Source organism: Roseivirga ehrenbergii (genome assembly GCF_001593005.1).
GTDB classification, from domain to species: domain Bacteria; phylum Bacteroidota; class Bacteroidia; order Cytophagales; family Cyclobacteriaceae; genus Roseivirga; species Roseivirga ehrenbergii.
Map to the genome: position 1 here is coordinate 194743 of NZ_LQZQ01000023.1, position 25928 is coordinate 220670.

Consider the following 25928-nt stretch of genomic DNA (forward strand, 5'->3'; position numbering starts at 1 on the left):
TGAAGATAAATTCCTTTGAATTATTATTGTTTTATAATAAAAAAACCAACATTTTTGTTCTATCAGCAAGAAGTGGATTCTTGGCACTGTTTTGTTAAGTGTAAATGACTAAGGCTTTTGTCTTGGTTTTATAATACCTAACAAATAGCAAGATTTCATATGCTGTGTTCACCTAAACATGTCGCTTTAATGCCAAAACTGCTCAAGGTATTCCTTGTTTTATGTCTATTTGTGTGCTCAAACCAAATACTTTTTGGTCAGACAGCTATCACGGCATACAGCACTACTACCGTAAACCCAGCTAACACTTCCTATACGGCCACTGCTCCTAGCGATGCCAGCAACAACATCAATGCTTCAACTTCTTACACAGTAAATTATGGAACTGGTAACGACTTTATATTAAATGGCTACACCATAGGTGGCTCCTCCTATAATAACTTTTTACAACCCGATACATTAATTATTCAAAGAACTGATGGTGGGCGATTTGTAAACATTTGGTACACGCTTAATAACCTTACAACTAATACTGTTAGTCTTGACGGTCTAGAAGTAGACGATGCTGATGCAATCTACCAAACTGGAAGTTTGATTACTGGTTACGACAATATTTTGGTAAATACAGATGATGAAGCCAGTGGTAGTATTCAAGCTCAAATTGAACGTGTTGATGTAATCTGGTATACTGGAATCGTAACTTGCGAACCAGATAATGCTGTATTTCCTGTTATTGAACGAGGAGGAAATGATGAAATAAAGATTGCTGCCATTACTGCACTTGATGGTAGTGGTAATCCATCAGCATATAGTTCTATGGTTAATATTGAGGATTCGGATTGGCCTGGTACAGGAAATAGTTTTAATAACTATCTTATATTAAGAAGACAAACCGTAGGGCAAGACCCATTGCCACTTATAAACATCGGTACTATTGCAGGGCAGTCAGCCCAAACCATTCAGGGTGTTGGTGTTTCTTTTACTGAACTTGGTATTTCGGCCAACCAAGTAGTATATGGCTATTCAATCTTTGCATTCGATACCAATGCTACCGACCATACTTTAACCGACATTAATACTTTCCCTACTAATACAACTGCACTAAACTCAGGTTTGGATTTAGTAGCTGGGGTTTCGGCAGCAGTATCTTCTGATGATTGCTTAACTCCAGCCGTTGGTCCTGGAGGTTATAAAGCAGCTCTTACCACTTGGTTGAAAGCCAATGTAGGCGTTACAACCGCAACAGATGGCAGTACTTTGTCTGACTGGCAAGACCAATGGGTTGGCGATAATGACGCTACTTCAAGCACTGGAACAGTGGTGTATAGAAGTACTTCAAGCAGTATTAATTTTAACCCTACAGCAGATTTTGGTAACGGAAACAATAGTCTCGATATAGCAAATAATGCGGGCTTTAACACGGGTGGCCCATATACACGGAAAGGTATCAACTTGGCTTTCAGAACGAGTACCAGCGACATTAACACGAGACAAGTACTTTTTGAGCAAGGAGGAAATACAAGGGGAATCAACATATACCTCCGTAATGGCTTCCTTCACCTCACGGTCTGGAACCGAGCCAATGATGGCGCTGGGGCACCATGGAATAATAGCGGAAACGTTACTACTGTAAACACCGCGGTTACCACAAACACAGAGTATATTGTTACGCTAGAAGAAAACGGAAACTCATCCGGAACTGGTAACATTACAGCCTACCTCAATGGGCAAAGTTTTGGTTCGTTCAGTAACGTGGGACTACTTTATAACCACACTGGAGGAATTCAGTTTGGAGGTTCAGATGGTAACACAAGGTTTGACGATGGCTCCGATAGCAACGGCAATTCATTTTACGGAGAAATTTCGGAACTCATTTACTGTAATGAACCTGGTGCATTCCCACTTACACAACGCAACAGGATAGAAAGTTACCTAGCGATCAAATACGGAATTACCCTCGATCAATCTACTCCTCTTAATTATGTAAACTCTGAGGGTACTGTCATCTTCAACACCACCTCTGCTGCCTCCATTGGCGGTTTTTTGGAGTATAATAAAGACATTGCAGGTATAGGAAGAGACGATAACTCTGCATTTGAGCAGGTTAAATCAAGAAGCGAAAACAACAACTCCGTTGTAACGGTAGACAATGGTGGAAGCATAACCTCTAATAATTCTTGGTTTATTTGGGGAAATGATGGTGGGGCTGATACTGACACAGAAACTACCGATGTTCCACCACTAATTTCGCAACGTGTGGAACGTGTTTGGCGCGTTGGAGAAACGGGAGAAACAGGAAACAATTCCATTTCCTTTGACCTTGATGAACTTACTATTTCTGGTAGCCCAGCGGCCGCTGATTACAGTCTGTTAGTAGCAGGAAATAGCTCCAATGGAGATTTTTCCTCTGGTTCAGTAATAACAGGAGGCCTTATCTCTGGAAACACAATTACCTTTAATAATGTCAACCTTTCTAATGGTCAATACTTTACACTCGGTACTGGATTTATCGACTGTGCCCCTGGCGAAGTAAGTTCAAATCTCACCCTATGGCTTAAAGCTGATGTTGGGCCAAGCTCAACCACGAATGGAGGCAATGTAAGCACTTGGTTCGATCAGGCAGGTAGTAATAACGCCACCGCAGCCTCTGGCGATGAACCAAATTATGAGAGTAATTCCATCAACTTTAACCCTGCGCTTAATTTTGATGCGGCTAATACCGAAGAAATTTCCGGAAGTGCTGGTTTTAATTCGAGTGCCTATTATATAGTGCTGAATACAGATCAAACTTATAATAACTCATCTGGACAAGAAACAATCGTAGAATTTGCAGTACCTGGCACAGCCACAAATCAATTTGGGAGTCTACTTTTTGGTAGCGTAACTTCAGCTATAACCAATGAGGTATTCTCTCATTCCATTGGTGGAACCGGTACCCGTTGGAGAAGAGGAACGAACTTCGCAGCATTTGGTGGGATTAATAATAACCAAACCATGCTATTTGGGGTGAAAAACAATGCAGCTAATAACAATACAGAAATGTTTGTAAATGGTATAAATCAGGTAAATCTACAAAGTGGAACATTCTTAACCTCTACCAACGTGGCTTACAGAATAGGTGGTAACCTAGACGCTAATACCTTTACTGACGATACTTTTGACGGACAAATAGCAGAAGTTATATCATTCTCGGCTCGCCCTTCAGATGCAGAACATAACCGAATTCAATCATATCTATCTATAAAATACGGTATTACATTAAATCAAAACTCTCCTCAAAACTACGTCAACTCATCTGGAACTACTGTTTGGAACGCGACTACAAACAGTACATATAATAGAGACATTGCTGGAATTGGCCGAGATGATGGCTCATGTTTACAGCAAAAACAATCCAAGAGCCAGAACTTAGGTTCAATAGTTACCATCGGAAATGGCGGGATTTTTACAGACAATGCTTCTAATCCAAATAGTTTTACTACCGATAACTCTTTCTTGATATGGGGAAATGATGGAGATAATGCCGACCAAGCCAACGCAAATACTGGCGATGTTCCTGGTAACGTAACCGAAAGAATGGAACGTATTTGGAGAGTAGATGAGTCAGGGACCGTTGGAAATACATCTGTTTCTTTCGATCTGACAGGTTTAGGTTATTCATCTAATGCCTCCGATTTCCAATTGATTGTATCTTCTTCTTCAACAATGGCCAGTGGTTCAACTATTTCTGGAGGCACATTTAATGGCAATGTGCTTACATTTAACAATGTGAATTTTGCAGATGGAGACTACTTTACACTAGGAACAGCGAGAGAAACTTGTGGCCCTGGTGGAGTGACAACCGACTTAGCACTATGGTTAAGGGCTGATGACGGAACTGGTACAACCACTAATAACACTGACCTTAATACTTGGACAGACCAAAGCCCAATCGGTAGAAATGCCAATGAAATCAACTTGGGCGGAGGAGCACCGGTAGAACCAAAATATCAAAATAACCAAATCAATTTTAACCCAGCAATTAATTTCAGCGACCCTAACTCAACCAACGCTTCCTTTATGGAAACTTCTGGTGGAAACAACGTGTCGGAAGATTTTACATTAATAGCGGTATTTGAAACTGGTCAAACAGGCGGTTCAACCAACAATTTTGAAGATGCCCCTGCTATTATTGGAGGCGGTGATTCTGGTGGATCGGCAGATTACGGGTTAGGAATTTCTGGTGGCAGGGTTCATATGAATGCCGCCAATAACTCAACGCTGAACGTGAGGAGTGCATCTGGCCCAGTATATAACAACTTTGAACCATTTATTGCTACTGGTACTCGTAGAAGATTAACCTCTGCAGGATCTATTCAGCTGTATATTAACTCTGCTAATGTTGGTTCAGGAACTTCTACCAACACTTCGCTTACCGGTCCTGGTTCTTTCGGAATAGGAAACCACGATGACGCAAACGTAGCTTCGCAGTTCAGCGGTAGAATTGCTGAAGTACTGGTTTTCTCAGATGATCTGACAGACAACGAAAGGCAAAGAGTTGAATCCTATTTGGCAGTTAAATACGGTATTACAAGAAACGCTGGTGGAACTGCTACTGAAGACTATTTATCGTCTGCTGGTACCATCACGTGGGACTGGTCAGAGCAGACAGTTTACAATAACGATATTGCTGGTATAGGCCGCGATGACGACTCATGTTTCCAACAATGGAAGTCAAAAAGTGAAAATGATGATGCTATTGTAACTATGGAAATGGCGGGATCATTTACTACCGACAATTCATTCCTAATTTGGGGAAATGATAATGTAGCTAAAACTGGAACTAGAGAAGAAGGCAATACAGAATATAACTCTTCTCAGGTAAGTGGACGACTATTTAGAGAATGGTACGTACAAGAAACAGGTACCGTAGGAACCGTAAATCTAACCTTCGATCTGGCCGATATTATGGGACCAAACGGTGTTGGTACAAACAACCTAAACCAAGTGAGATTAATGGTAGATAATGATGGGGACTTCACTTCAGGAGTAACCTTGGTGGCTCCATCATCGATCAATGCAACAGAAAAAACGGTAACCTTCGCGGTAAACTTAAATGATACTCAGTATTTCACTTTAGGCTCTTTACAAGCGGCTTCGCTACCTATTACACTGCTATCCTTTGATGCTCAAAAAACCAATGAGGATTATGTTAGATTGGACTGGAGCACCGCAGACGAAACCAATAACGCTTACTTTACTATTGAAAGAAGCACTAACGGTGAAGACTTTGAAGGTATTAGTACACTCGTAGGTGCAGGCAACAGTCAGGGTGTAAACAATTATTTCTACCTAGACAAAACACCTAAATCAGGTAACAACTTCTACCGCTTAAGACAAACCGATTTCAATGGAGTGTCTACGGTTTCTGAAATCAAAAGAGTCTTTGTAGAAAAAGCGAGCATAACTCAAACCTTCAACGTATTCCCGAATCCGGTAAATCGAGGAGATTTGATTACCATACAATACGGTGTTGAGGTAGAAAGCGAAGTACTTGTTCAGCTAATTTCAGCATCGGGCGTGCTTATCAATAGTCAATCTGCCATACTAAATCCTGAAGCTGGAAGCATTACTCTGGAAACCTCAGGACTGAGCAAAGGCTTGCATATGATTACACTAACCGATAAAGCTACTAAAGAGCGACAAACCTTTAAAGTGATTGTTCGCTAGTATATACTGACGAGAATATTAGGCCATTCATTAAAGTGAAATTTTCACTTTTTGAATGGCCTATTTTTTTGAACTTATGTTCAAAGTTCATCAGTGATCTTGACTCTAGCTTTGCTGTCACTCTGAAAAACTTAAACATAAGCCACAGCAACAACTGATGACTAAATCGACCAGTATTCTGGAAGTCTGAACAAATCCATATTCCATCGTTATTGAGTCGCTCAGAAAGCTGAACCATTACTTCATCTAACCTAGCCTCGGAAAAGACATCGAGAAAGAAGTTGGTGATAATTACATCATATTTTCTCTCGGTAGGAAGTGCGCTTTCTTCGCCATGAATAAAGTGCACAGAGTCATTGAAAGAGCCGTTCTTTTTTGACAGGGAGATCATCTTCTCAGAGGCTTCTACATAAGTAAGTTTCCCTTTAAAACCCGTATTGAATAGTTCGTTGATAATCCATCCCGTGCCTCCGCCCATGATTAAAACATTAGCATTTTCGGGAATCACGGGTAAAAAATGAGTTTGAATCTGCTTTAGCTTTTTCCCAAAAACAACTTTAGCCAAGCCGTCATATACTGGGGCGATAAGGTTGAAATTATTCTTCACAGCAAAAGGTAAATCAAAGGGAAAAAGAAGATACCATCTCCCACCAATCTGTAACGGTCATTTCGCTGAAAAAAGTTTGGAAACATTGAAAGCGCGGCCAAAACCAAAGTCATCATAAACAATATATACTCTGAACTTAACCAGCGAGCACCTGTCATCACGGGGTTGAGGTAAATCATTCCGCAAACGACCAACAACAGATTAAGCACTAGAATGACAGTGGTTAACTTTCTAACAAACGGTTTTCCATAAAGCGTCACGATAGATTGATTATTGTCATTTCGGTCACTCTCATATTCAAACAATGGAAATACAAGTAGATTGGTAAGTACAATGAGAAAAAACACCACAAAAACATAAAACACGAAAACATCCCAGTGTTCCAATAAACTGAGAGGCGCAACAAAAACTCCAAAGCTGTAGATAATGGCCGCCAAAAACTCTTTGTGCCAAGTCTTGTTGAGCTTAAGTAAATGCAGGGAGCCAATGTAAATCGCGACCAACAGCGCTAAAATCAAGCCTAGCTTAGTAGTAGCCCACGGCAAATAATATAGATTAAACGCTCCTACTAGAAAAACAATGAACGCAACAGAGGCAATTGGCTTGAAGTATTTTTGATGGAAAGCATGACGTTGATTGCTTGAATCTCCAATGCTTTTCTTGGCATCAAAAAGATGGTCTACGGTATAAATAAGCCAAATCGCCACTCCTAAGCCTATGAGCATTGACTCTTCTAACCTTACACCGAACAACTTGGCCACGTACAGACTAGAAATTATTGCTCCAGCCGTAACGTCAATACTAAGGTTCTGAATAAGGATCAAAAGCTTTCTCATAGCGATAGATCAAATGTATGGAAATTCACAAACCTACAGCAAACAAAAAAGCCCTCTGATTTCTCAAAAGGGCTTTCTCTACTTATTACAATTGAATTTCTAGTTGTCGGCAGCTAAAGCTTCTGCTCCACCTACAATCTCTAGGATTTCTTTGGTAATAGCTGCCTGACGTGTTCTGTTGTACATCAATTTCAGATCTTTCAGCAAATCACCAGCGTTATCTGTTGCTTTGCCCATGGCTGTCATTCGAGCGCCATGCTCAGAAGCATTAGAGTCTAATATTGCCTTGTAAAACTGAATCTTCAACGATTTCGGAATTAAGTCTTCTACGATAAAATCCTTTGAAGGCTCAAAAATATAATCTGTACTCGTAGAAGAAGCATCATTGTCCTTTTCAACTTGAACGATTGGAAGCAATTGCTCGCTTCTTACAATTTGAGTGGCTACGTTCTTAAACTCGTTGTATACCAATATTACTTTGTCGTATTTTCCCTCAACATAACCGTCCATAGCGTATTCCGCAGCCTCACGAGCTGTTTCAAAGCTCAGTTTCGAGAACATATCCCAATAAGCAGTTACATTAGTGAATTTCTGCTTTTTGGTCATATCGAACGCTTTCTTACCAATTGGCATTACGTGAATAGTTGCACCCTCATGGGCTTTTACTACTACATTTAATGCTTTGTTGATATTTGAGTTGAATGCTCCACAAAGTCCTCTATCAGAGGTTACTGGCACAATAAGTACATTTTTTACTTCACGCTCTTGAGCGTAAGTTGTCATAGACTCATCGCTGTTACCAGCAGATACATTGGCAAGAATAGCCGATAGTTTCTCTGAATAAGGTCTCAACTGAATGATCTTATCCTGAGCTCTTCTCAACTTTGCAGCAGCAACCATTTTCATGGCTCTGGTAATCTGCTGGGTAGAAGATACCGACTTAATTCTTTCCTTTACTTCCTTTAAATTCGCCATCTATTACGATTTAGGCTTAATGAAATTAATACCTACTTGCTAAATCTTTAACCGTCTTCTCGATTGCTGAAGTAGCAGCTTCGTCAAGCTTACCTGCTTTCAATAAATCAAGCGCTGCTCTTTCAGAAGTTCTCATGATTGTTAAGAACTCTTTCTCAAACTCTCTAACTTTCTCAACTGGCACTTTATCTAAAAGTCCTTTAGTAGAAGCGTAAATGATTGCCACTTGCTCTTCAACAGGTACTGGAGAAAATTGAGGTTGTTTCAAAATCTCTTGGTTTCTTCTACCCCTATCAATAGTAAGTTTAGTAGATGCATCCAAATCAGAACCAAATTTTGCGAAAGCTTCTAATTCACGGAACTGAGCTTGGTCAAGCTTTAAAGTACCAGAAACCTTCTTCATTGATTTAATCTGAGCGTTACCTCCTACCCTTGATACTGAGATACCTACGTTAATTGCAGGACGCACACCAGAGTTGAAAAGGTTAGTTTCCAAGAAAATCTGTCCGTCTGTAATTGAAATTACGTTGGTTGGAATATAAGCAGAAACGTCACCTGCTTGAGTTTCGATAATTGGAAGGGCCGTTAAAGAACCACCACCTTTTACTTTTCCTTGTAATGAAGGAGGAAGATCGTTCATTGCTGCTGCAATGTCATCGTTATCGTTCACTTTTGCCGCTCTTTCCAAAAGTCTAGAGTGCAAATAGAAAACGTCACCAGGATAAGCTTCACGCCCCGGAGGTCTTCTCAAAAGAAGAGAAACTTCACGGTAAGCTACTGCTTGCTTAGAAAGGTCATCATAAATTACTAGCGCTGGTCTTCCTGTATCTCTGAAATACTCGCCAATTGCAGCACCCGCCATTGGCGAGAAGAACTGCATTGGAGCAGGATCAGAAGCTCCAGCCAATACTACTACAGTATAGTCCATTGCACCACCTTTTTCAAGGGCTGCTACTACACCTGCTACAGTAGATGCCTTTTGACCTACGGCAACGTAGATACAGAATACAGGCTCTCCTTTTTCGTAGAATTCTCTTTGGTTAAGAATTGTATCGATAACTACAGCAGTTTTACCTGTCTGACGGTCACCAATTACCAATTCTCGTTGGCCTCTTCCAATCGGAATCATAGCATCAATCGCTTTGATACCTGTTTGAAGAGGCTCAGTTACTGGTTGTCTGTAAATTACCCCAGGAGCTTTTCTCTCCAAAGGCATTTCAAACGTTTCGCCAGAAATAGGTCCTTTACCATCAATTGGGTTACCTAGGGTGTCAACCACACGGCCAACCATTCCTTCACCTACATTGATAGATGCGATTTTACCTGTTCTTTTAACGGTATCGCCTTCTTTGATTTCAGCTGATTCACCAAGTAATACAGCACCTACATTGTCTTCTTCAAGGTTCAATACTAGGGCTTTCAGTCCGTTTTCAAATTCAAGAAGCTCTCCCGATTGCGCTTTAGATAAGCCGTAGATTCTGGCTACACCATCACCTACTTGCAATACGGTACCTACTTCTTCTAATTCAGCTTCTGATTTAAAGTTTGAGAGTTGCTCTCTTAAAATTGCTGAAACCTCATCAGGTCTTACATCTGCCATTTTATGATACAGTTATGTGTTAATTATTTAAAACTCCTTTACGTAAGGGTTTTGACTAAATTTCAATTTTAAGGCTTTAAGCCTTGAGTTAATGGAGTCGTCAATCTGACGATCGCCCACTTTTAGAATAAAACCACCGATTAAGTTTTCATCAATTTTCTCGGTAAGCTCTACTTCCTTTCCAGAGATTTTCTTCACCACAGCCTTAAACTCATTGCGTAAGTCGGCATCAATAGGGAAAGTAGTTGTCACCGTAGCTTCTTCTACCCCTGTATGTGTGTTATACTGGTGATGAAATTCTGTAGCAATTGCCGCTAAATAAGCTTCTCTTTGTTTCTTTACTAGAATTCTAAAGATCGCTAAAGTGAGGTCACTCACTTTACCAGTAAATACCTGGTTCAATACGGTCAATTTCTTGTCGTGTGCTACTACTGGGTTCTTCAGAAACAACTGAAAATCTCTATTCTCTGAAATAACCTCAGAGAAAAGTAGCATGTCTTTGTTCACTTCTTCCAACTTACCTTGTTCACTGGCTAATTCTAGCAGTGATTTGGCATATCGGGAAGCAATTCTGAATTCTGACATTTATACCTATTAGTTAAGGTTCAAATCTTTTACGAAACCATCAATCAGCTCTTTTTGAGCTTTTTGATCTGCCAACTGCTTTCTAAGCAGTTTTTCAGTAATTTCTAATGAAAGCACAGCTACCTGATTTTTAACATCGGTAAGAGCGGCTTTCTTTTCAATTTCGATTGCTGCTTTAGCATCTTCAATCATTCTAGCAGTAATTTTAGAAGTTTCCTCCTTAGCGCTTTCTTTGATTGATGTAGCAGTAGCGATGGCCTCTTTTAAGATGCTGTCTCTCTCTACTCTTGCTTCTGCCAATAGTTTTTCGTTATCGGCCTGCAAAGCTTGCATTTCGTTTTTTGCCTGCTCGGCTGAAAGCAAAGCACTTTCAATACTGTCTTCTCTTTCTTTTAAGGCTCCTAAAATTGGTTTCCAAGCAAATTTACCTAGAATAAACAATAGGACTAAGAAACCTATCGCCTGATAAACAATTAAGCCAAGACCTGGAGATAATAAATCCGCAGCAATCATAATTTATATTTTAAAATCTGTGTTCAAATCAAATAAAAGGAGTGGCCTAACGCCACTCCGATTAGTTTTTTTAGAATCCTCCCGTTACGGCATCGTTAGTAGCAATCAAAAGACAAACTACCACACCGAAAAGAGAAACTACCTCGATCAAAGCAGCAATAATCAACATTGCTGTTTGAATTTTTCCTGCAGCCTCAGGTTGTCTAGCAATACCTTCCATTGCTTGACCACCGATTCTACCGATACCAAGGCCCGCGCCTATCGCAACGATACCTGCACCAATACCTGCGCCCATAAGAGCATAACCTGCAGTAAGTAAAATTGTAGTTAACATAACTCGTGTTTTATAAAATTGAACAAATAAGTTGCTTAGTGATGATCGTGGTCTGCTACTGCCGCTCCAATATACATTGCAGAGAAAAGCGTAAATACATACGCCTGAATCGTAGCTACCAACAATTCGATCATATTAATAAATATTACCATTATAGTACTGGCCACACCTACCGCATGCGACTGGAATATAAATACCAGACCAATCAAACTTAAGATTACAATGTGACCTGCCGTAATGGCTACAAACAAACGTACCATAAGAGAGAAAGGCTTTGTGAAAAGACCAATGAACTCTACAGGCACCATAATTAATAGTAATGGTTTTGGAACACCCGGTGTTGCAAACACGTGCTTCCAATATTCTTTGTTTCCGTTAACGTTTGTAGCAATAAAGGTAAATACTGCCAACACAAAAGTTACTGCGATATTACCGGTTAGGTTAGAAGCCCCAGGAATCAAACCCAAAAGGTTACCCAACCAAATAAAGAAGAAAAGCGTGAGCAAATAAGGCATGAACTTCTCATACTTCTTACCAATGTTTGGCTTCGCTATTTCGTCTCTTACATATATAATAATAGGCTCTAAGAAAGAGGCCACACCTTTAGGTGCTGATTTTGGATTCTTTTTGTAGTGGCTTGCTGCTCTTAAAGCAATGAATGACAATACAATCATTGTAAGAATAAGCATGGCCGTATTTTTTGTGATAGAGAAGTCCATGGCATGTCTACCTGCATCTAAAGCAGCAATGTGGCCATCTTCACCTAACTCATAACCGTTATAGGCTACTTTTTCGTGGTGCTCATCATAAAAATGGTGTGAAGAGAATACTTCTACACCTCTGTCTTCAGAATAAAGAATAATAGGTAAGTAAAGCGTTCCGTATTCACCATCGAAGAAATGCCAAACATGGTCATCTACTACGTGATGAAGGATAAAGTCGGTTGCTCCTTTTTCTTCTCCTCCTCCAGAATATGCTTTCGCACTAGACAATGCAGGAACTACGAGTAGGAATAGCGCTAGAAAACTAACGAAAAGCGCTTTGTTTGGTACTACTGATTTTTTTTTGAACATTACTTATCCAGCCTTCTTTGAAATCGCGCGCAAGTTAGTCACTAAGCCCATGATTTCAAACCCCATGTAAAACAAATAGACAACAAAAAGATTTATAACCAACAGAAGTCGATTCTCTACTCCTAAATACAACACTACACCTATATAACCGGCTGTAAATAACAACCTTGCCACCATTGCTCCCATAAAAAGCCCTGTCCAGCTCTCCTGATCAGTGTTTTTCATAATGGTTAAAGTAGCAAAGCTCAAAACAAAGCTTAAAACGGTCATATATATATATAACCCATACGCTTTCTCGTGAATTAAAGCCGTGGTAAATGGTATAAAGTCGAGTACGAGAATTAGCAGAAGAATAACCCCAGAAAATGCCAAAAGCCTGAGCAACTGCGTTTTAATCGAATTCATCGCGCAAAGGTAGCGAATTATGTTGATTTCAGTCCGACTTTATTTGCCTATAAAATTGATAGAAGGCTCCAAAGGCCCCAAGAAGAAAAAGGATAATGAAAAAAATAGGCTTACCCTCGAAATACCAATGATCGATTTTGTAGCCTAACCAAGCACAAAGGCCTATGGTTAAGAACATTTGTAAACCTAACTGTGAATATTTGAGATAAACATTCACTGGCTTTTTTTCGAAAGGTGATTTCTTAGGCTTCATAAATAAAGTAAGCATCAGAAAAAAAGAAGCTATCTAAGCTCTTTTAATGGCCGCTTCTCTGGTTTGGCTTGCTGGCTTACCTATTTCGATTTCCTTGGCCAAATGCCCCATTTTACAGCCTCCGTTAAAAGTAGCGCCAGGTTCAACCACCAATTTATTGGTAAGTATATCACCTTTAATCACTGCAGAAGGTTTTAAGATTAGCAGTTCAGAAATTTCAATGTTGCCATTAATGGTTCCAGCAATTTCAGCAGTTCTGGCAGTAACATTGCCATCTACTGTGGCCTCCGAGCCCATTACTAATTTGGCTTTAGCTTTGGCATGGCCAAATATTTTGCCTTCAATTCTAATGTTACCGACCGACTCGATACTGCCTTCGAGCACGGTGTCTTTACCAATAATATTACTGGTATTACTTTGTTCTTCGGTAGTTCTAGTATCTTTCTTTGATTCCTTAGATGTGAACATTTTACTATTTACGGTTGAGTTGAGTGCGTCTAAAATACGATGAAATCTTCAGGATTCACAGCACTTCCGTTGTACCAAAGTTCAAAATGCAGATGTGGCCCATTGGTTAGCTCGCCTGTATTTCCAATAATGGCCAAAATTTCGCCCGCACTAATGAAATTTCCCACTTCTTTGGTCAGTGCAGAATTATGTTTATAAACTGAAATTAAATTCTCTTTGTGTTGAACGGCTATTACATTTCCCGCGTCTTGCGTCCATGAAGCAAAAATTACGGTACCATCAGCAATACATTTTACGGGTTCATCCTTCTTTGAAACCACATCAATTCCAAAATGCTCATTTTTAGGATCGAAAGGCTGCGAAACGTAACCACTGATGGGCGAAAACAAATAGGTCTGTCTTAACTCCATATTATCGAAGTTCCTACCTAAGAGAAAATCTCCACCTGTTTCGAATTCAGATTTAAAAAGTGAATCTATTTCTTGAGAGTTGGGATCTCTCGAAAGCTCCACTTGCCCAGCCTCGGTCTCGGCCAATTCTTCTTCTCCAGCTCCTTCATCGCCTTCTAACACTCGCTTGATACTCTGAATAAAAAGGTCTCTATTTTCTAATTCTGTGGCTAACGAATCCAGAGAAAGACTCATTGTTACTAAATCCTTTCTGGTTTCTCTTTCGGCATGGGTAGGGTCAAACCATTGTGCTAAAACTGTATTTACCAAATAAAAGCTGATAACGAATATCAAGATAAAAGCGAGGAAGCTAAAAAAGATAATCCTCGCGTAAGTAAAATTATATGTTGCTTTATGAGAGAAATCCTCTTCATTCTGAATGATCAGAATGTGCCTGTTATTCAACCAGTTCGAGAGTGTTTTTTTAATTTTCGCCACCGTTATTTTCTAAGGACAACAAAATTATAGATTAATAGATAATCCACTTCCTTTATTTGTATTAATTAAGATTTAATTTCGTTCCTTAATCGGGTAAACGAAATTTTGAGATTTAGATTTTTACATATCATTAGATTTTTTGGTCTGCTGGCCATTGTATCATTGTTCGTAGGCTGTAATTCCAAAGGGTATCAGAATATGAACGCCCGGTATAATGGATACTTCTATGCCAACCAATATTTAAATGAAGTCAATGAGCAAATTGAAGATTCGTATCAATACAATTACGATCAGATTCTAAAAATCTATCCTGATATAGACTCAAGCACCATCCAGAGCAATAAAGCCAAACTAGACGATGCCTTTAAAAAAGCATCTCAGGTGATTGAATGGTACGGAACTAGTGACTGGACGGACGACAATTATTTAATAATTGGAAAAATCCGCCACCTTCGAGCTCAATTCCAGTTCGCCATTGAAACCCTTCAATACATCAATCAAACCAGCGAAGACGACCCCACCAGACATGCCTCTTTGATTGCTTTAATGCAAACTTATATGGACGCTGGCGATAAAGAAAAAGCTAAGGAAGTTTCTAATTATTTAGAAACCGAAGAGCTTACAGATGAAAACATGGCCGACTATAAGGTGATGCTCGCTTATTATTATCAGCGCGAAGAAGATTATGAAACCATGGCTGAAAACCTTAAAGAAGTGGCAGAGGTCATTACTAAAAAAGACACCAAATCGAGGATCAACTTTATTTTAGGCCAAATTGAGCAAGAAAAAGGTCAGAATGCTGAAGCTTATAAATACTACAAAGCCTCATTGGCCGGCACCCCTCCATACGACCTTACTTTCCACGCCAAGCTAAATATGCAACAAGTGAGTTCGGTGAATGGCGCTGCGGAAGTAGAAAAAGTGAGAAAATTTTATGCCCAGCTTTTAAAAGACGGCAAAAACAAAGAGTACCAAGGCAAGATTTATTATGAAATGGGAGAGTTTGAAAAGAAACAAACTCATTACGATTTGGCCATTGATAATTACCTTCAGGCGGTAGCGGTTGAAGAACCTTCTCCCCGACAGAAGTCTCTTTCTTATTTAAGAATTGGCCAACTCTATTTTGATATTTATGAGAAGTTTGAACTCGCCAGCAACTACTACGACAGTGCAGTTTCTATAATGCCCGATGATATTGACGGCTACCCAAGCCATGTAAAAAGAAAAGAAGTACTCACTGATTTTGTAACTCAACTCAAAACCATTCAGGTAAACGATAGCTTGCTTTCTTTGGCGGAATTACCCGCTATTTCGCTAGATGCGTTTGTGGACAATTATTTAAACCAACAAGAAAAAGAGGCTAAGGAACGCGAAAGAGAAGAAGCTAGAAATGCGACTTCTACAGGAGCGGTAATATCTCCCTCTAGCGGAAGCGGGTTTTCTTCTAATGCGCCATCAAGCGAATGGTATTTCTATAATGATGCCGCAGTAGAACTAGGAACAATAGAGTTCCAAAGACGATGGGGCAATAGAAAACTAGAAGATAATTGGAGGAGATCTACAAAAGAAGCATCTTCTACTACGGAATCATCGACTGAAGAGAATATTACAGACGATGCTACTGACCAACCAGAAGAAGCTGGCCTTGCAGATGAAGGAAGAGCCGCCAAGAAAAAAGAATTACTGGCTACTATTCCTACTACAGCAGAAGCCAAAGAAAAACTTCACCTTGAAATTCAAGAAGCCTACTTTAAGCTTGGGTCGGTTTATAGGTTTGGACTCGAAAAAACGGCCAAAGCTGCCACTACTTACAAAACCCTTGTTCAAAAATACCCCAATACTGAATATAAATTAGATGCTCTTTTTGCGCTGTACACCCTTTATCTCGAATCAGATCCAAGTCAGGCTCAAACTTATAAGCAGCAAATTATAGATGCTTTCCCAGAATCTTTAATCGCCAAAACACTCATCAACCCAAATTACTTGGCCGAAAAAGAAGCACGTAACAAGGCATTGCAAAAAGTATATGCTTCGGCCTATAGTGCCTATGAAAATGGAGAGTACGTAAAAGCTGACCAAATATTACGAGGCGCATTGCAATCCTTTGAAGATGTCGATTTTCTGCCAACTGTTGAATTGCTGTCGGCCATATTAAAAGGAAAAACCGAAAGTGTGTTTTCTTATGAAGAAGCCCTAAAAGCTTTTGTAGCCAAATATCCTGAGGGCCGTTTGACCAATTATGCAAAAGATCTTTTAATCGCAGTTAACCCAGTTAAGGAAACCATCGTAAGGAGTGAAGATTTTGAATACAGCGAAGATTTCAAACAACTTCACCTTTTGGCAATTGTATATAATAGTGAAGTAACCAAAACAGCAGGTTTAAGAGCAGCAATCGAAAACTTCAATAAAGATACTTTCAGTCATTTAAAACTGAGTGTGGGGCAATTGGCTTTCGATGAAAGTAAAAAATTGGGTATTATCTTCATCAATTCTTTTGAAGACAAAAAAACAGTAGAAGCCTATCATAGGGCATTCAAAAAAGCTTTAGCCGATTTCACAATAGAAGTCGATTCAAATTTTAATAATTTTGCAATATCACGAGATAATTTTCAGATGCTCTTTCAAAGCAAAGAGTTAGAAGCTTATCTCAAATTTCATAATACATTCTATCAATAGACATGGCCAAGGAAGAAAAGAAAGGTGACAAAAAAATACTCAAAAAATTAACGGTACTACTTTGGGTGGGTTTCGTTCTAATTTTTGTGGGCTTCCCTGTGTACATCTGGGCAGTTAGTAGCAATATGAGCAACCTGTTTGGTGAACTTCCTAGCTATAGTCAGTTAGAAAATCCCGAGCAAAACCTCAGCTCATTGCTCTTTAGTGCCGATGACGAAATTCTTGGTGCCTATTATAGAGACAATAGAAAGCCTGTTACCTATGATCAGCTTGGGCCTAACCTTATTAATGCATTAAAAGCGACAGAAGACATTCGTTTTAATAGCCACTCAGGAATTGATTTAAGAAGTATGTTAAGAGCGGCTTTTGGGGTGCTAACTTTTAATCCACAAGGAGGAGGAAGTACCGTAACCCAGCAGTTGGCTAAAAACTTATTTGATACTCGTGTTATTGAAGAAGACGAAAAAGGAAAGTTAGAAGGCATAAACCGCATGCTAGACCAACTTATATATAAAACTAAGGAATGGATTTTAGCGGTGCGATTAGAACGATCTTATACAAAAGACGAACTAATGGCCATGTACTTCAACCAGGTAAGTTTCGGAAACAATACATTTGGAATTCAATCTGCTGCGGAAAGTTTCTTTAATAAAAAGCCGAAACAACTTAATGTTGAAGAAGCCGCAGTTTTGGTTGGACTTCAGAAAGCAGTTACGCGTTATAACCCTATAAGAAATCCCGAAAACTCGAAAGCACGAAGAAATGTAGTGTTGAACCAAATGGTACGATACGGATATCTTGAAAAAGCCGCCTACGATACTTTGGCTCCTCAAGACATTGTACTTGATTACAATGCACAAGACCAAAACTTTGGGCCGGGCCAGTATTTCAGAGCTGAAGTACAGAAAGACCTTATCGTAATTGCCAGAGATTTGGGCTACGACCTGTTTGCCGATGGCCTAAAAATATATACCACTATTGATAGCAGAATGCAGCGCTATGCCGAACAAGCAGTAGACAGTACCATGCGTCAAGTGCAGGCCAATTTCTTCAACTCATTAAAAGATGGTAATGGAAACATTCGAGAGCCTTGGATAGACAGCGATGGTCGAGTCATTAAAGATTTTTTACAGGACCAAGTGCTACCCAGAACCGAAAGATATAGAAGCCTAGAGAAAGAATATGGTAAAGGCTCCGACTCAATAGATTACTATTTGAATAAGAAAGTTCCGATGAAAGTTTTCTCTTGGAAGGGAGAAATTGACACGGTAATGAGCCCAATGGACTCACTAAAATATTACAAACACTTTTTACAAGCAGGCTTTATGGCGGCCGACCCACACAATGGTGAAATTAAAGCTTGGGTCGGAGGTATCGACTATAAGTACTTTAAATTTGACCATGTAAGGTTAGGTAAAAGACAAGCAGGCTCATTGTTCAAGCCATTTTTATATGCCACGGCAGTTGAAAAAGGCTTTTCTCCATGTTATGAATTTGTTGATCAACCAATTACAATCCCGATCCCTGGACAGTCGAACCCTTGGTCTCCTCAAAACTCTGATAATAAATTTAGCGGTGAAAAAATGACCATGAAAACCGCCATGGCAAAATCCGTAAACTCTATTTCTGCACGGGTAATGGACATTGTAAAACCCGATAACGTTTCTAAAATGGCAGGAAGATTAGGGGTTGAATCAGAAATTGGCCCGTATTATTCTATAGCTTTGGGTACCGTAGATGTTTCGGTAAAAGAAATGGTTTCGGCTTTTGGCACATTCGCCAACAAAGGAACACATATAGAAGCTCATTATGTTACCAAAATTGAAGACCGCTTCGGAAACGTTATTTGGAGCAAAGTGCCTCAAAAGAAGAGAGCTATTAGCGAAGATGTAGCCTACGTAATGCTAAATATGCTACAAGAAAATACTACAAATGGCTCTGGTATCAGGCTGTGGAGTGAATACAAAATCACCAATTTTAACCAAACTGAAAACTCAGTAGGTTCTAAAACAGGTACTACACAAAACGCCTCTGACGGTTGGTTTATGGCCGTAACCAAAGATTTAGTGGCAGGTGCTTGGGTAGGTGGAGATGATCGCGCAATCCACTTTAGAAATTGGCCTGATGGACAAGGAGCTAGAACAGCCCTTCCAATTGTAGGTCGGTTCTTTGAAAAAGTCTATAAAGACACTTCTATAAACCTTCAAAAAGGAGTTTTTGAACGCCCAGCAAACCTTCAGATGGAAATTGATTGCCAGAAGTTTCAGGATATACTTGCGCCTCAGGATACCACATCGGGTTCAACCATATATGATCCAGAAATTTATTAAACTGGTAAATGGAGGCGATACGCTTTTCAACAAAAGAAATTTTAAAATTACCCGATAACCCAGGCGTATATCGGTACTACAATGCCGATGATACGCTCATTTATGTTGGCAAGGCAAAGTCGTTGAAAAAACGTGTGTCGAGTTATTTTAATAAATCGGCACAACGCAGCAGAAAGACCATCCGCATGGTCAGCGAAATTGTAAGCATAGAAATCGTACTCGTCAATTCCGAGTTTGATGCCCTGTTACTAGAGAATAACCTCATCAAGCAGAATCAACCTAAGTACAATATTCTGCTTAAAGACGATAAGACTTTTCCTTACCTCTGTGTTTCCAACGAACGGTTTCCTAGAATTTATAGCACACGTAAATTAATTCCTTCTTTAGGAAGATATTTTGGCCCATTTACGAATGTAAAGGCCATGAATAACGTGCTCAAATTGATCAACAGTTTATTCACTTTGCGTACTTGTCGTTATGACTTATCGCAAGAAAATATAGCTAAGGAGAAGTTTAAAGTATGTTTAGAATACCATTTAGGCAACTGTAAAGGTCCGTGTGAAGGCTTACAAAGTGAAGAAGATTACCTCAAAGATGTTGATCAAGCACTGAATATTCTAAAAGGAAATTTGGGACTTCCTAAAAGTTATTTTAAAGAACGAATGCAGGAAGCCGCTGCAGAACTACAGTTTGAAAAGGCACAAGAGTTTAAAGAGAAATTGGAATTATTGGATGACTTCCATTCCAAATCAGTCATTGTAAGCCCCAAGCTTACAGATGTAGATGTATTTACTATTGTATCCGATGAAAAGTATGCTTTCGTGAATTACATCCGCATTAAAAATGGAATGATCAACCTTTCTAAAACCAATGAGATTAAGAAAAAGCTTAACGAAACAGACGAAGAAATTCTTTCGCTTATGTTGGTGGATATGCGAGACCGCTATCAAAGTATAACCAAAGAAATTCTTACCAACAAGCCACTCGATCTCGGTTCTGAAACCTTCCAACCCGTTGTGCCTCAAATTGGTGACAAACGTAAATTGGTAGAACTATCATTAAAGAATTCGCTCTTTGCTAAAAAAGAAAAGTACCAATCGCTCGACAATGTAAAAGACAAGGGCAACCGAGTGTTAAAACAATTGCAAATTGACCTTCAGCTAAAAGAGTTGCCTGTTCATATTGAATGCTTTGATAACTCAAACATACAAGGAACGAATCCTGTGGCCTCTATGGTTTGTTTCAAAATGGGACGCCCATCTAAGAAAGACTACCGACATTACAAAATTAAGACGGTTATCGGGCCAGATGATTTTGCTTCGATGACTGAAGTAGTGGGCAGAAGGTATAAGCGACTTTTAGAAGAACAACAGCCCTTACCAAAACTCATTGTTATAGACGGAGGCAAGGGCCAATTGAGTGCTGCCTGCGATGCCTTGAAAAGTTTGGGTATTTATGGTGAAATCCCGATTATAGGCATTGCCAAAAGGCTTGAAGAAATCTATTTTCCAGAAGATTCCTTCCCACTCCACATTGATAAGAAATCTGAATCGCTCCGGCTTATTCAAAAGTTGAGAGACGAAGCCCACCGCTTTGCCATTACTTTCCATCGTGATTTGCGCAGCAAAAACAGCTTCAACTTTGAGCTTGAAAATGTAAAGGGAATTGGAAGGTTTACCGTAGACAAACTGCTCAAAGAGTTTCGCACCATGAGCGGAATTGAGGCTGCCAGTTTTGAAGAACTATCTGCTATTGCAGGAGAGAGTCGAGCGAGAAGAATCCAAAACTTCTTCCAACAAAAAAAGGAGGCCTAAGCCTCCTTCCAAATTTATAACTTCAATAACCTTAATTAATATTCCCAAAGGTTATGCATGGTTTCTAATAATTGATATCTGAAATCCCTTGATATCTCCATCAAATTTCTCTTTCCTGCTGTGATTTGAGCCTCGAAGAATTGCTCCATAGCCGCATCGCTTGGGTTAGAAAACTTAACGATATTCGAACTGAACAATCGCATATCAAAAGCATTGGTTAAGCTAATATCAAAGTTTCGTGGGTTTCGTGGATTGAACCAAAAAGCCCTAACGTTCGCCTCTTTATTTGCTACGCTCTCACGATACACTTTATCCAAGTAGGCAATCAAGTCTTTGTATTTAACTCTAACCATCTCCTTTTCAACACCGCCCGCAATATCTGCCTGAGCAACCACCTTCACTGATTGTATGTCCCAAATTGGTACAGAACGGTTTCTATCAAAAATCAAGTCTTCCTCAATTTCCAGCATAGAAATTCGATCTTTCGGAATAGAATCTGGAGCAAGTTTCTCACGTGTTTTCTGCTGCACGTAAGCATCAGGTTCAACGCCACGAGTTATCGCTTCAGTTTTCCAACGGTCAATCTCATCCAAAGTAGCATCTTCACCTTTTGTACCATCAATGATTACTCTATCAGTATAAGCGTTTCTATCCGACAATAAGTCTGAATCATCGAAACCTTGCGTTAACGGGTTGTAAGGAGCAATTCCTTCACCCTCTGCAGAGTTGTACCAAAGATCAATGCCTTCGAAAATGATTTCAACAATTTTAGAATACCTGGAATTCCAGCCTTCATTTGATTTCTCTCTCAGGTCCATTTTAGACCATACTCGAATGCTGAACATTACGTCCTCACTTCTAATCGGTCTAACGGAATTGATATTATACCTTCTTGAGTTTTGCACACTATCAATAGGTGCGGTTCCATTGGAATTGGCTTGACCAAAACTACTGGCACTCACTAAGAGTAAAAAACAAATTGCTGAGAGAGTTCTCATAATTAATTAATATTTATTTCTTGTCCATCGCTGTATTTCACCACTTCTTTCTGGTTGGCAAAATTCAAACGCGTATATTCTTCTACAATAACTCGCAACCTATCGCCTGCTCTCATTCTAGATTTCAAAGGCGCTAAATCTACATCCGTTTGTGCTGCAGTAATATTAATAGTACCGCTTGCTCGGTTATTCTGGATCAACATTACTTTTGCTTTGGAAACAAAGAAGTTAGCATCAGATTTAAAGTTTTTAAGAAAATCTTCATCTGGTTCTAAAATCAGACTAAGCTTATTCGGTATACCATTGTAACCACTTTCCGCATTATATTCCTTGCCATCAACCTGAACCACAAATTTAGGTCTCGGAATAGATTTTACAGTAAAGCTTACGTTATCAATAAAGGCTCCGCCACTACTAACGCCAATAGTTACATTTCTAGTACCCGTAGTTGGAATTACTACCACTTCGCCCGGCTTAGAACCCGCACGTTGCTCCGCACCTTTAACCGTAAAAGAAGGATTATAAGCTGGTCCTAATGAAGGAACGTTGATTTGAAGTACGTTAGCAGAATTCTGATATAAGTTCTGAATTGCTTCAGCCTTTACCTCAATTACTGGCTTAGCCACCATATACTCGTGCACAATAGGCACTGTTTTGGTTTCACCACCGTCACTATAAGTAATTTCAGCTCTGAAAGTCTGCTTCGATAAGTTATCAACGTAATTGGTTGCAGAAGCTCTAAACTTCACTTTACCTCTACCGTTTTCAACATTGAGTTTTGAACCGTTATAAGTCATTGTAGGCTCCAAAGCTGAGTTAGATGCCGTTAAGAAAAGCTCTGCTTCAAACTCAGTTCCTGCAGTAACCACGTTTGATACCGGTAAAACAGTACCAGTAATCTGGTCAAAACCTTTAACTGCTGTAGCTCCTACTCTACCTCCTAATAAACCTAATGCCTCTGATTCACGGGCATAAATTTGGTTTTCATAGAATGTAAGCTGAGCTAAAACAGCTGCCAATGGTGTTTTGTAGAAATTCAAATTCGCAAAGTCCTTATCCTTTTCTTCAGGATTGTTCTTATAGAACTCGATTTCACTCGCATCAAGTGCAAGCGACTCCCAATTCTTATTGATACCAATCTGAGATAGAATCGATTTCATCTCATCATTATAAGTATCTAAACGCACCTTTATCTCATCTGCCTTTTTCTGCTCTACTAAGTAGTTAGAAGGCTCCTCGTATTTCTTTAGGGTACTTCTTTCATAAATAGCTTCGGCATCGCCACCAGAAGATTTCAATCCAACCTCTTGTTTAATACCTGCTAAGTACTCAACAATGTCAGTGGTTTTCTGACGCACCTGCTTTGCAGCATTAACAACGGCAATATCAGTGTCTTTACTTCCCTGATCTTTCGCTGCCTTATCAATACTGGCTAATACTTGAGCATTGCTTGTAGCATAAACTTCGTTTGAAGTTTCCAAGCCTGCTTCCATTAATACAAACTTTTCAAGTACTGTATCTTTAATCTGCAAGGCCAAAAGAGCTGTCAGTACGAGATACATCATACCGATCATCTTCTGCCTTGGGGTTTCTTTACCTCCTGCCATAATAGATCAGTTTAGTTTGATGATTTCATTGCTGACAACATTGCGCCATACACTTTGTTAAGTGAATTCACATTGGTATTCAACTTGCCCATTTGAGCTTTAAATTCTTCTGCTTCTTTAGTTGCAGCAGAAACACCCGCTAAGGCAGTATCAATATTTGCATAGAAGGTTTTGATTGCCTTCACATGTGCTTGTGAATCGTTCAATTCTTCTTTGTAAACCTTGTTCAAAGCATCTAATTGAACAGATGCATTTTGAAGTTGTGCTTGGTATGAACCAGCAGAATTTTTTAGTTGTGCTTGAATTTCGCCAGCTCCTTTTGCTGCATCGGCCATTTGAGCCATGGCAGTTGCCGTAGCAGTAGTGCTCTGGTTAATTTTACCTAAGCTTTCAGAAGCTTTCTTAGCGCTATCTGCATAAGCGTTAGTAGCAGAAACAGCATTCGACATGTCAGACATGCTTTTTGCATTAGCGGCTAGGGTGGTCATTCCTTCTCCGAACTGCTTTAAGCTTTCTTTACTCACTGCAGCTTCCTTCAAAATTTTACCGAGGCTCACCTCGTCTTTACTGTTTTGTTGGCTTGGGCTTACTCCAGCAGCGTTTGCCTCATATAATTTTTTAGTATAGTCTGTTGATTTTGGTTCAAAAGCACTGAAAGCAAAAATCAATGCTTCTACGCTCAAACCTGTAATTAGCATTGGAGTTGCACCTGCCCAGCCCTCTAGCTTAAACATTGCCCCTACGATTACTACCGCAGCTCCGAGCCCATAAATCTTTGGCATAATATCGCCATAAAATTTCTCTGAAAATGATTTGTTAGCCATATGTGTATTAAATAAGGTTGAAGTTATTTGGTTTAAATTTGGTTAGTTGTTCATTCCGAAGTCATCACCCGCACGGCCTAAGTAATCCATTGCGCATCTAAAACCAATACTTGCCGACTCCACATCTTTGTATTCGTAGGTACGCGTTCCTGTTTGCAGGTAATATGAAATATCATTCCAAGCACCACCTCTTACTACTTTTTTGCCGTAATGAGGATTACTTGTTTCGTTGTCTTTATAAAGAAATATTGGGTTCAAATCCCAAACCAATGGGTTGTAGATAGGTGAAAAATCATCTAAACACCATTCGGCTACGTTTCCTGCCATGTTATATAGGTTGAAACCATTTGGAAGGAACGAGTTTACTGGAGCCGTGTATGGATAACCATCATCATCGTAGTTACCACGACCAGGTTTGAAGTTGGCTAAGAAACAGCCACTTTTATTTTTTGTATATGGCCCACCCCAAGGATACTTAATGATTTCACGACCACCTCTAGCTGCATACTCCCATTCAGCTTCCGTTGGTAACCTAAAGTTTGGATAACGTGCTTCAACTGGAAGTGTACTCTTAAATGTCGTATTGGTTTGGTTTCCTTGTCCTTGCCCAACTTGAGGCTGCGCACCTAACTGGCCTGGGCCTCCTAAGCCTTGAACTCCAGCAGGGTCTGGACTATTATTCTTTTTACCTCCAAAAAGGCCACCACCACCTGTGCCAAAGTAATCGTCTTCACGACCGATGTTCAAATGTTCGGTTCTCCATTCAGCAAATTTAGCGGCAGATTCCCAGCTAATTCCAACAACAGGGTAATCATCAAAGGCTTGGTGACTGAAGTAGTATTGGGTCATTTTATCGCCCATATGATATGCAAACTCCGTATCCCAAACATCTGGGTTTGGTGTTACATCTTGCTTTACTTGCTGTGTCCAGTATTGTTCGTTAGGGTCTTGAGAAATGGTATCGATAAAGTTCAAAAATTGACGATACTCATTATTTGTGATTTCTTCCGAGTCCATCAGAAAGGAACTGACGGTAATTTGGCGGTTAAAGTTGATTTGAGATGCAGCAACATCTTCATCGGCTTGGCCCATGAAAAATGTTCCTCCAGGAATCTGAACCATACCGTAAGGTGTTTCTTGGTACCAACCTTCTCGGTCAGGTACCCCCATTAATTGCCCTTCAGCATTAAGTTTCTCTACCTTACTCATGCCTCCACCACCTAGAAAGCCCTTAAACATAGAGCAACCAGTAGATAAAGAGACAACCATTAAAATCGCAAACCCAGCGTATATTCTCCTCATTGATAGCTAATTCTTGTTTTTACTTAACTGACCATTAGCGCATGTTATTGCCAATCAATTAAATAAAGCGCGAAAAATAGTATTTTCTATTCATTAATCCAGCCTGTAATCGAAAATTATCGAAATCATAAC

Annotated in this window: 20 protein-coding genes; 4 read left to right on the plus strand and 16 right to left on the minus strand. The window is 39.7% G+C overall.

All coding sequences use genetic code 11. The features are described 5' to 3' along the window. Positions 1 to 189: 189 nt before the first annotated feature. Entirely contained in the window at positions 190 to 5709 is a 5520-nt protein-coding gene (locus tag MB14_RS09955) for a DUF8202 domain-containing protein (protein ID WP_132644130.1), read from the plus strand. On the opposite strand, the gene MB14_RS09960 is transcribed toward MB14_RS09955, so the two are convergent. The 12 genes from MB14_RS09960 to MB14_RS10015 form a co-directional block, all read right to left on the minus strand. After that, positions 5690 to 6316 carry a class I SAM-dependent methyltransferase gene (locus MB14_RS09960; protein WP_062591403.1) on the minus strand — a complete coding sequence of 209 codons (627 nt, stop codon included), beginning with the start codon at positions 6314 to 6316 and terminating at the stop codon, positions 5690 to 5692. The two genes, MB14_RS09955 and MB14_RS09960, sit on opposite strands and share 20 nt — an antisense overlap. Continuing rightward, entirely contained in the window at positions 6313 to 7152 is an 840-nt protein-coding gene (locus MB14_RS09965) for a hypothetical protein (protein WP_062591404.1), read from the minus strand. Before MB14_RS09965 ends, MB14_RS09960 begins: the two co-directional genes overlap by 4 nt. A 99-nt stretch (positions 7153 to 7251) precedes the next feature. Further along, positions 7252 to 8127: an ATP synthase F1 subunit gamma gene (atpG, locus tag MB14_RS09970; protein WP_062591405.1), complete on the minus strand. Its 876-nt coding sequence runs from the start codon at positions 8125 to 8127 to the stop codon at positions 7252 to 7254. Positions 8128 to 8152: 25 nt separating this feature from the next. Then, positions 8153 to 9727, minus strand: coding sequence for a F0F1 ATP synthase subunit alpha (gene atpA / locus MB14_RS09975; protein ID WP_062591406.1), 1575 nt, complete (start codon positions 9725 to 9727; stop codon positions 8153 to 8155). Positions 9728 to 9754: 27 nt separating this feature from the next. Further along, a complete protein-coding gene (gene atpH / locus MB14_RS09980) occupies positions 9755 to 10312 on the minus strand; it encodes an ATP synthase F1 subunit delta (RefSeq protein ID WP_062591407.1) in 558 nt (185 codons plus the stop codon). A gap of 9 nt (positions 10313 to 10321) precedes the next feature. Next, positions 10322 to 10825 (minus strand): F0F1 ATP synthase subunit B, encoded by a 504-nt coding sequence (locus MB14_RS09985; RefSeq protein WP_062591408.1) that lies wholly within the window; start codon positions 10823 to 10825, stop codon positions 10322 to 10324. Between the two features lie 70 nt (positions 10826 to 10895). Beyond that, complete coding sequence (atpE, locus tag MB14_RS09990) at positions 10896 to 11159, minus strand: ATP synthase F0 subunit C (protein ID WP_062591409.1); 264 nt, start codon at positions 11157 to 11159, stop codon at positions 10896 to 10898. Between the two features lie 35 nt (positions 11160 to 11194). Further along, a complete protein-coding gene (gene atpB / locus MB14_RS09995; protein WP_062591410.1) occupies positions 11195 to 12232 on the minus strand; it encodes a F0F1 ATP synthase subunit A in 1038 nt (345 codons plus the stop codon). A 3-nt stretch (positions 12233 to 12235) separates the two neighbouring features. Then, complete coding sequence (locus MB14_RS10000; RefSeq protein ID WP_062591411.1) at positions 12236 to 12637, minus strand: hypothetical protein; 402 nt, start codon at positions 12635 to 12637, stop codon at positions 12236 to 12238. A gap of 28 nt (positions 12638 to 12665) precedes the next feature. Continuing rightward, a complete protein-coding gene (locus MB14_RS19225; RefSeq protein ID WP_062591412.1) occupies positions 12666 to 12905 on the minus strand; it encodes an AtpZ/AtpI family protein in 240 nt (79 codons plus the stop codon). 18 nt (positions 12906 to 12923) lie between these two features. Then, positions 12924 to 13358, minus strand: a complete 435-nt coding sequence (locus MB14_RS10010; RefSeq protein WP_062591413.1) for a bactofilin family protein — start codon at positions 13356 to 13358, stop codon at positions 12924 to 12926. 29 nt (positions 13359 to 13387) lie between these two features. After that, complete coding sequence (locus MB14_RS10015) at positions 13388 to 14245, minus strand: M23 family metallopeptidase (protein ID WP_246032643.1); 858 nt, start codon at positions 14243 to 14245, stop codon at positions 13388 to 13390. A gap of 162 nt (positions 14246 to 14407) precedes the next feature. On the opposite strand from MB14_RS10015, the gene porW reads away from it, so the two are divergent. Genes porW through uvrC form a run of 3 tightly spaced genes read left to right on the plus strand, consistent with a single transcriptional unit; the run spans position 14408 to position 21065 of the window. Continuing rightward, positions 14408 to 16921 (plus strand): type IX secretion system periplasmic lipoprotein PorW/SprE, encoded by a 2514-nt coding sequence (porW, locus tag MB14_RS10020; RefSeq protein ID WP_446238830.1) that lies wholly within the window; start codon positions 14408 to 14410, stop codon positions 16919 to 16921. Between the two features lie 2 nt (positions 16922 to 16923). Further along, positions 16924 to 19251, plus strand: a complete 2328-nt coding sequence (locus MB14_RS10025; protein ID WP_062591415.1) for a penicillin-binding protein 1A — start codon at positions 16924 to 16926, stop codon at positions 19249 to 19251. A gap of 8 nt (positions 19252 to 19259) precedes the next feature. Further along, positions 19260 to 21065: an excinuclease ABC subunit UvrC gene (gene uvrC, locus MB14_RS10030; RefSeq protein WP_062591416.1), complete on the plus strand. Its 1806-nt coding sequence runs from the start codon at positions 19260 to 19262 to the stop codon at positions 21063 to 21065. Between the two features lie 35 nt (positions 21066 to 21100). Here the strand turns inward: uvrC and MB14_RS10035 are convergent, their stop codons facing one another. The 4 genes from MB14_RS10035 to MB14_RS10050 are packed head-to-tail and all read right to left on the minus strand — an operon-like array spanning position 21101 to position 25796. Then, positions 21101 to 22063, minus strand: a complete 963-nt coding sequence (locus MB14_RS10035) for a hypothetical protein (protein WP_062591417.1) — start codon at positions 22061 to 22063, stop codon at positions 21101 to 21103. Between the two features lie 2 nt (positions 22064 to 22065). Then, positions 22066 to 23670 (minus strand): type IX secretion system motor protein PorM/GldM, encoded by a 1605-nt coding sequence (porM, locus tag MB14_RS10040; RefSeq protein WP_062591418.1) that lies wholly within the window; start codon positions 23668 to 23670, stop codon positions 22066 to 22068. 11 nt (positions 23671 to 23681) lie between these two features. Continuing rightward, positions 23682 to 24494: a type IX secretion system motor protein PorL/GldL gene (porL, locus tag MB14_RS10045; RefSeq protein WP_062591419.1), complete on the minus strand. Its 813-nt coding sequence runs from the start codon at positions 24492 to 24494 to the stop codon at positions 23682 to 23684. 42 nt (positions 24495 to 24536) lie between these two features. Next, positions 24537 to 25796 (minus strand): SUMF1/EgtB/PvdO family nonheme iron enzyme, encoded by a 1260-nt coding sequence (locus MB14_RS10050; protein WP_132644129.1) that lies wholly within the window; start codon positions 25794 to 25796, stop codon positions 24537 to 24539. Positions 25797 to 25928 lie beyond the last annotated feature (132 nt).

Bases quoted from the DNA above. Each gene is read 5' to 3' on its own strand.
- atpE (WP_062591409.1), bottom strand. From the start codon at position 11,159: ATGTTAACTACAATTTTACTTACTGCAGGTTATGCTCTTATGGGCGCA.
- MB14_RS19225 (WP_062591412.1), bottom strand. From the start codon at position 12,905: ATGCTTACTTTATTTATGAAGCCTAAGAAATCACCTTTCGAAAAAAAG.
- atpH (WP_062591407.1), bottom strand. From the start codon at position 10,312: ATGTCAGAATTCAGAATTGCTTCCCGATATGCCAAATCACTGCTAGAA.
- MB14_RS09965 (WP_062591404.1), bottom strand. From the start codon at position 7,152: ATGAGAAAGCTTTTGATCCTTATTCAGAACCTTAGTATTGACGTTACG.
- MB14_RS10025 (WP_062591415.1), top strand. From the start codon at position 16,924: ATGGCCAAGGAAGAAAAGAAAGGTGACAAAAAAATACTCAAAAAATTA.
- MB14_RS09985 (WP_062591408.1), bottom strand. From the start codon at position 10,825: ATGATTGCTGCGGATTTATTATCTCCAGGTCTTGGCTTAATTGTTTAT.
- atpA (WP_062591406.1), bottom strand. From the start codon at position 9,727: ATGGCAGATGTAAGACCTGATGAGGTTTCAGCAATTTTAAGAGAGCAA.
- porL (WP_062591419.1), bottom strand. From the start codon at position 24,494: ATGGCTAACAAATCATTTTCAGAGAAATTTTATGGCGATATTATGCCA.
- MB14_RS10050 (WP_132644129.1), bottom strand. From the start codon at position 25,796: ATGAGGAGAATATACGCTGGGTTTGCGATTTTAATGGTTGTCTCTTTA.
- atpB (WP_062591410.1), bottom strand. From the start codon at position 12,232: ATGTTCAAAAAAAAATCAGTAGTACCAAACAAAGCGCTTTTCGTTAGT.
- uvrC (WP_062591416.1), top strand. From the start codon at position 19,260: ATGGAGGCGATACGCTTTTCAACAAAAGAAATTTTAAAATTACCCGAT.
- atpG (WP_062591405.1), bottom strand. From the start codon at position 8,127: ATGGCGAATTTAAAGGAAGTAAAGGAAAGAATTAAGTCGGTATCTTCT.
- MB14_RS10010 (WP_062591413.1), bottom strand. From the start codon at position 13,358: ATGTTCACATCTAAGGAATCAAAGAAAGATACTAGAACTACCGAAGAA.
- MB14_RS10035 (WP_062591417.1), bottom strand. From the start codon at position 22,063: ATGAGAACTCTCTCAGCAATTTGTTTTTTACTCTTAGTGAGTGCCAGT.
- porM (WP_062591418.1), bottom strand. From the start codon at position 23,670: ATGGCAGGAGGTAAAGAAACCCCAAGGCAGAAGATGATCGGTATGATG.
- MB14_RS10000 (WP_062591411.1), bottom strand. From the start codon at position 12,637: ATGAATTCGATTAAAACGCAGTTGCTCAGGCTTTTGGCATTTTCTGGG.
- MB14_RS09955 (WP_132644130.1), top strand. From the start codon at position 190: ATGCCAAAACTGCTCAAGGTATTCCTTGTTTTATGTCTATTTGTGTGC.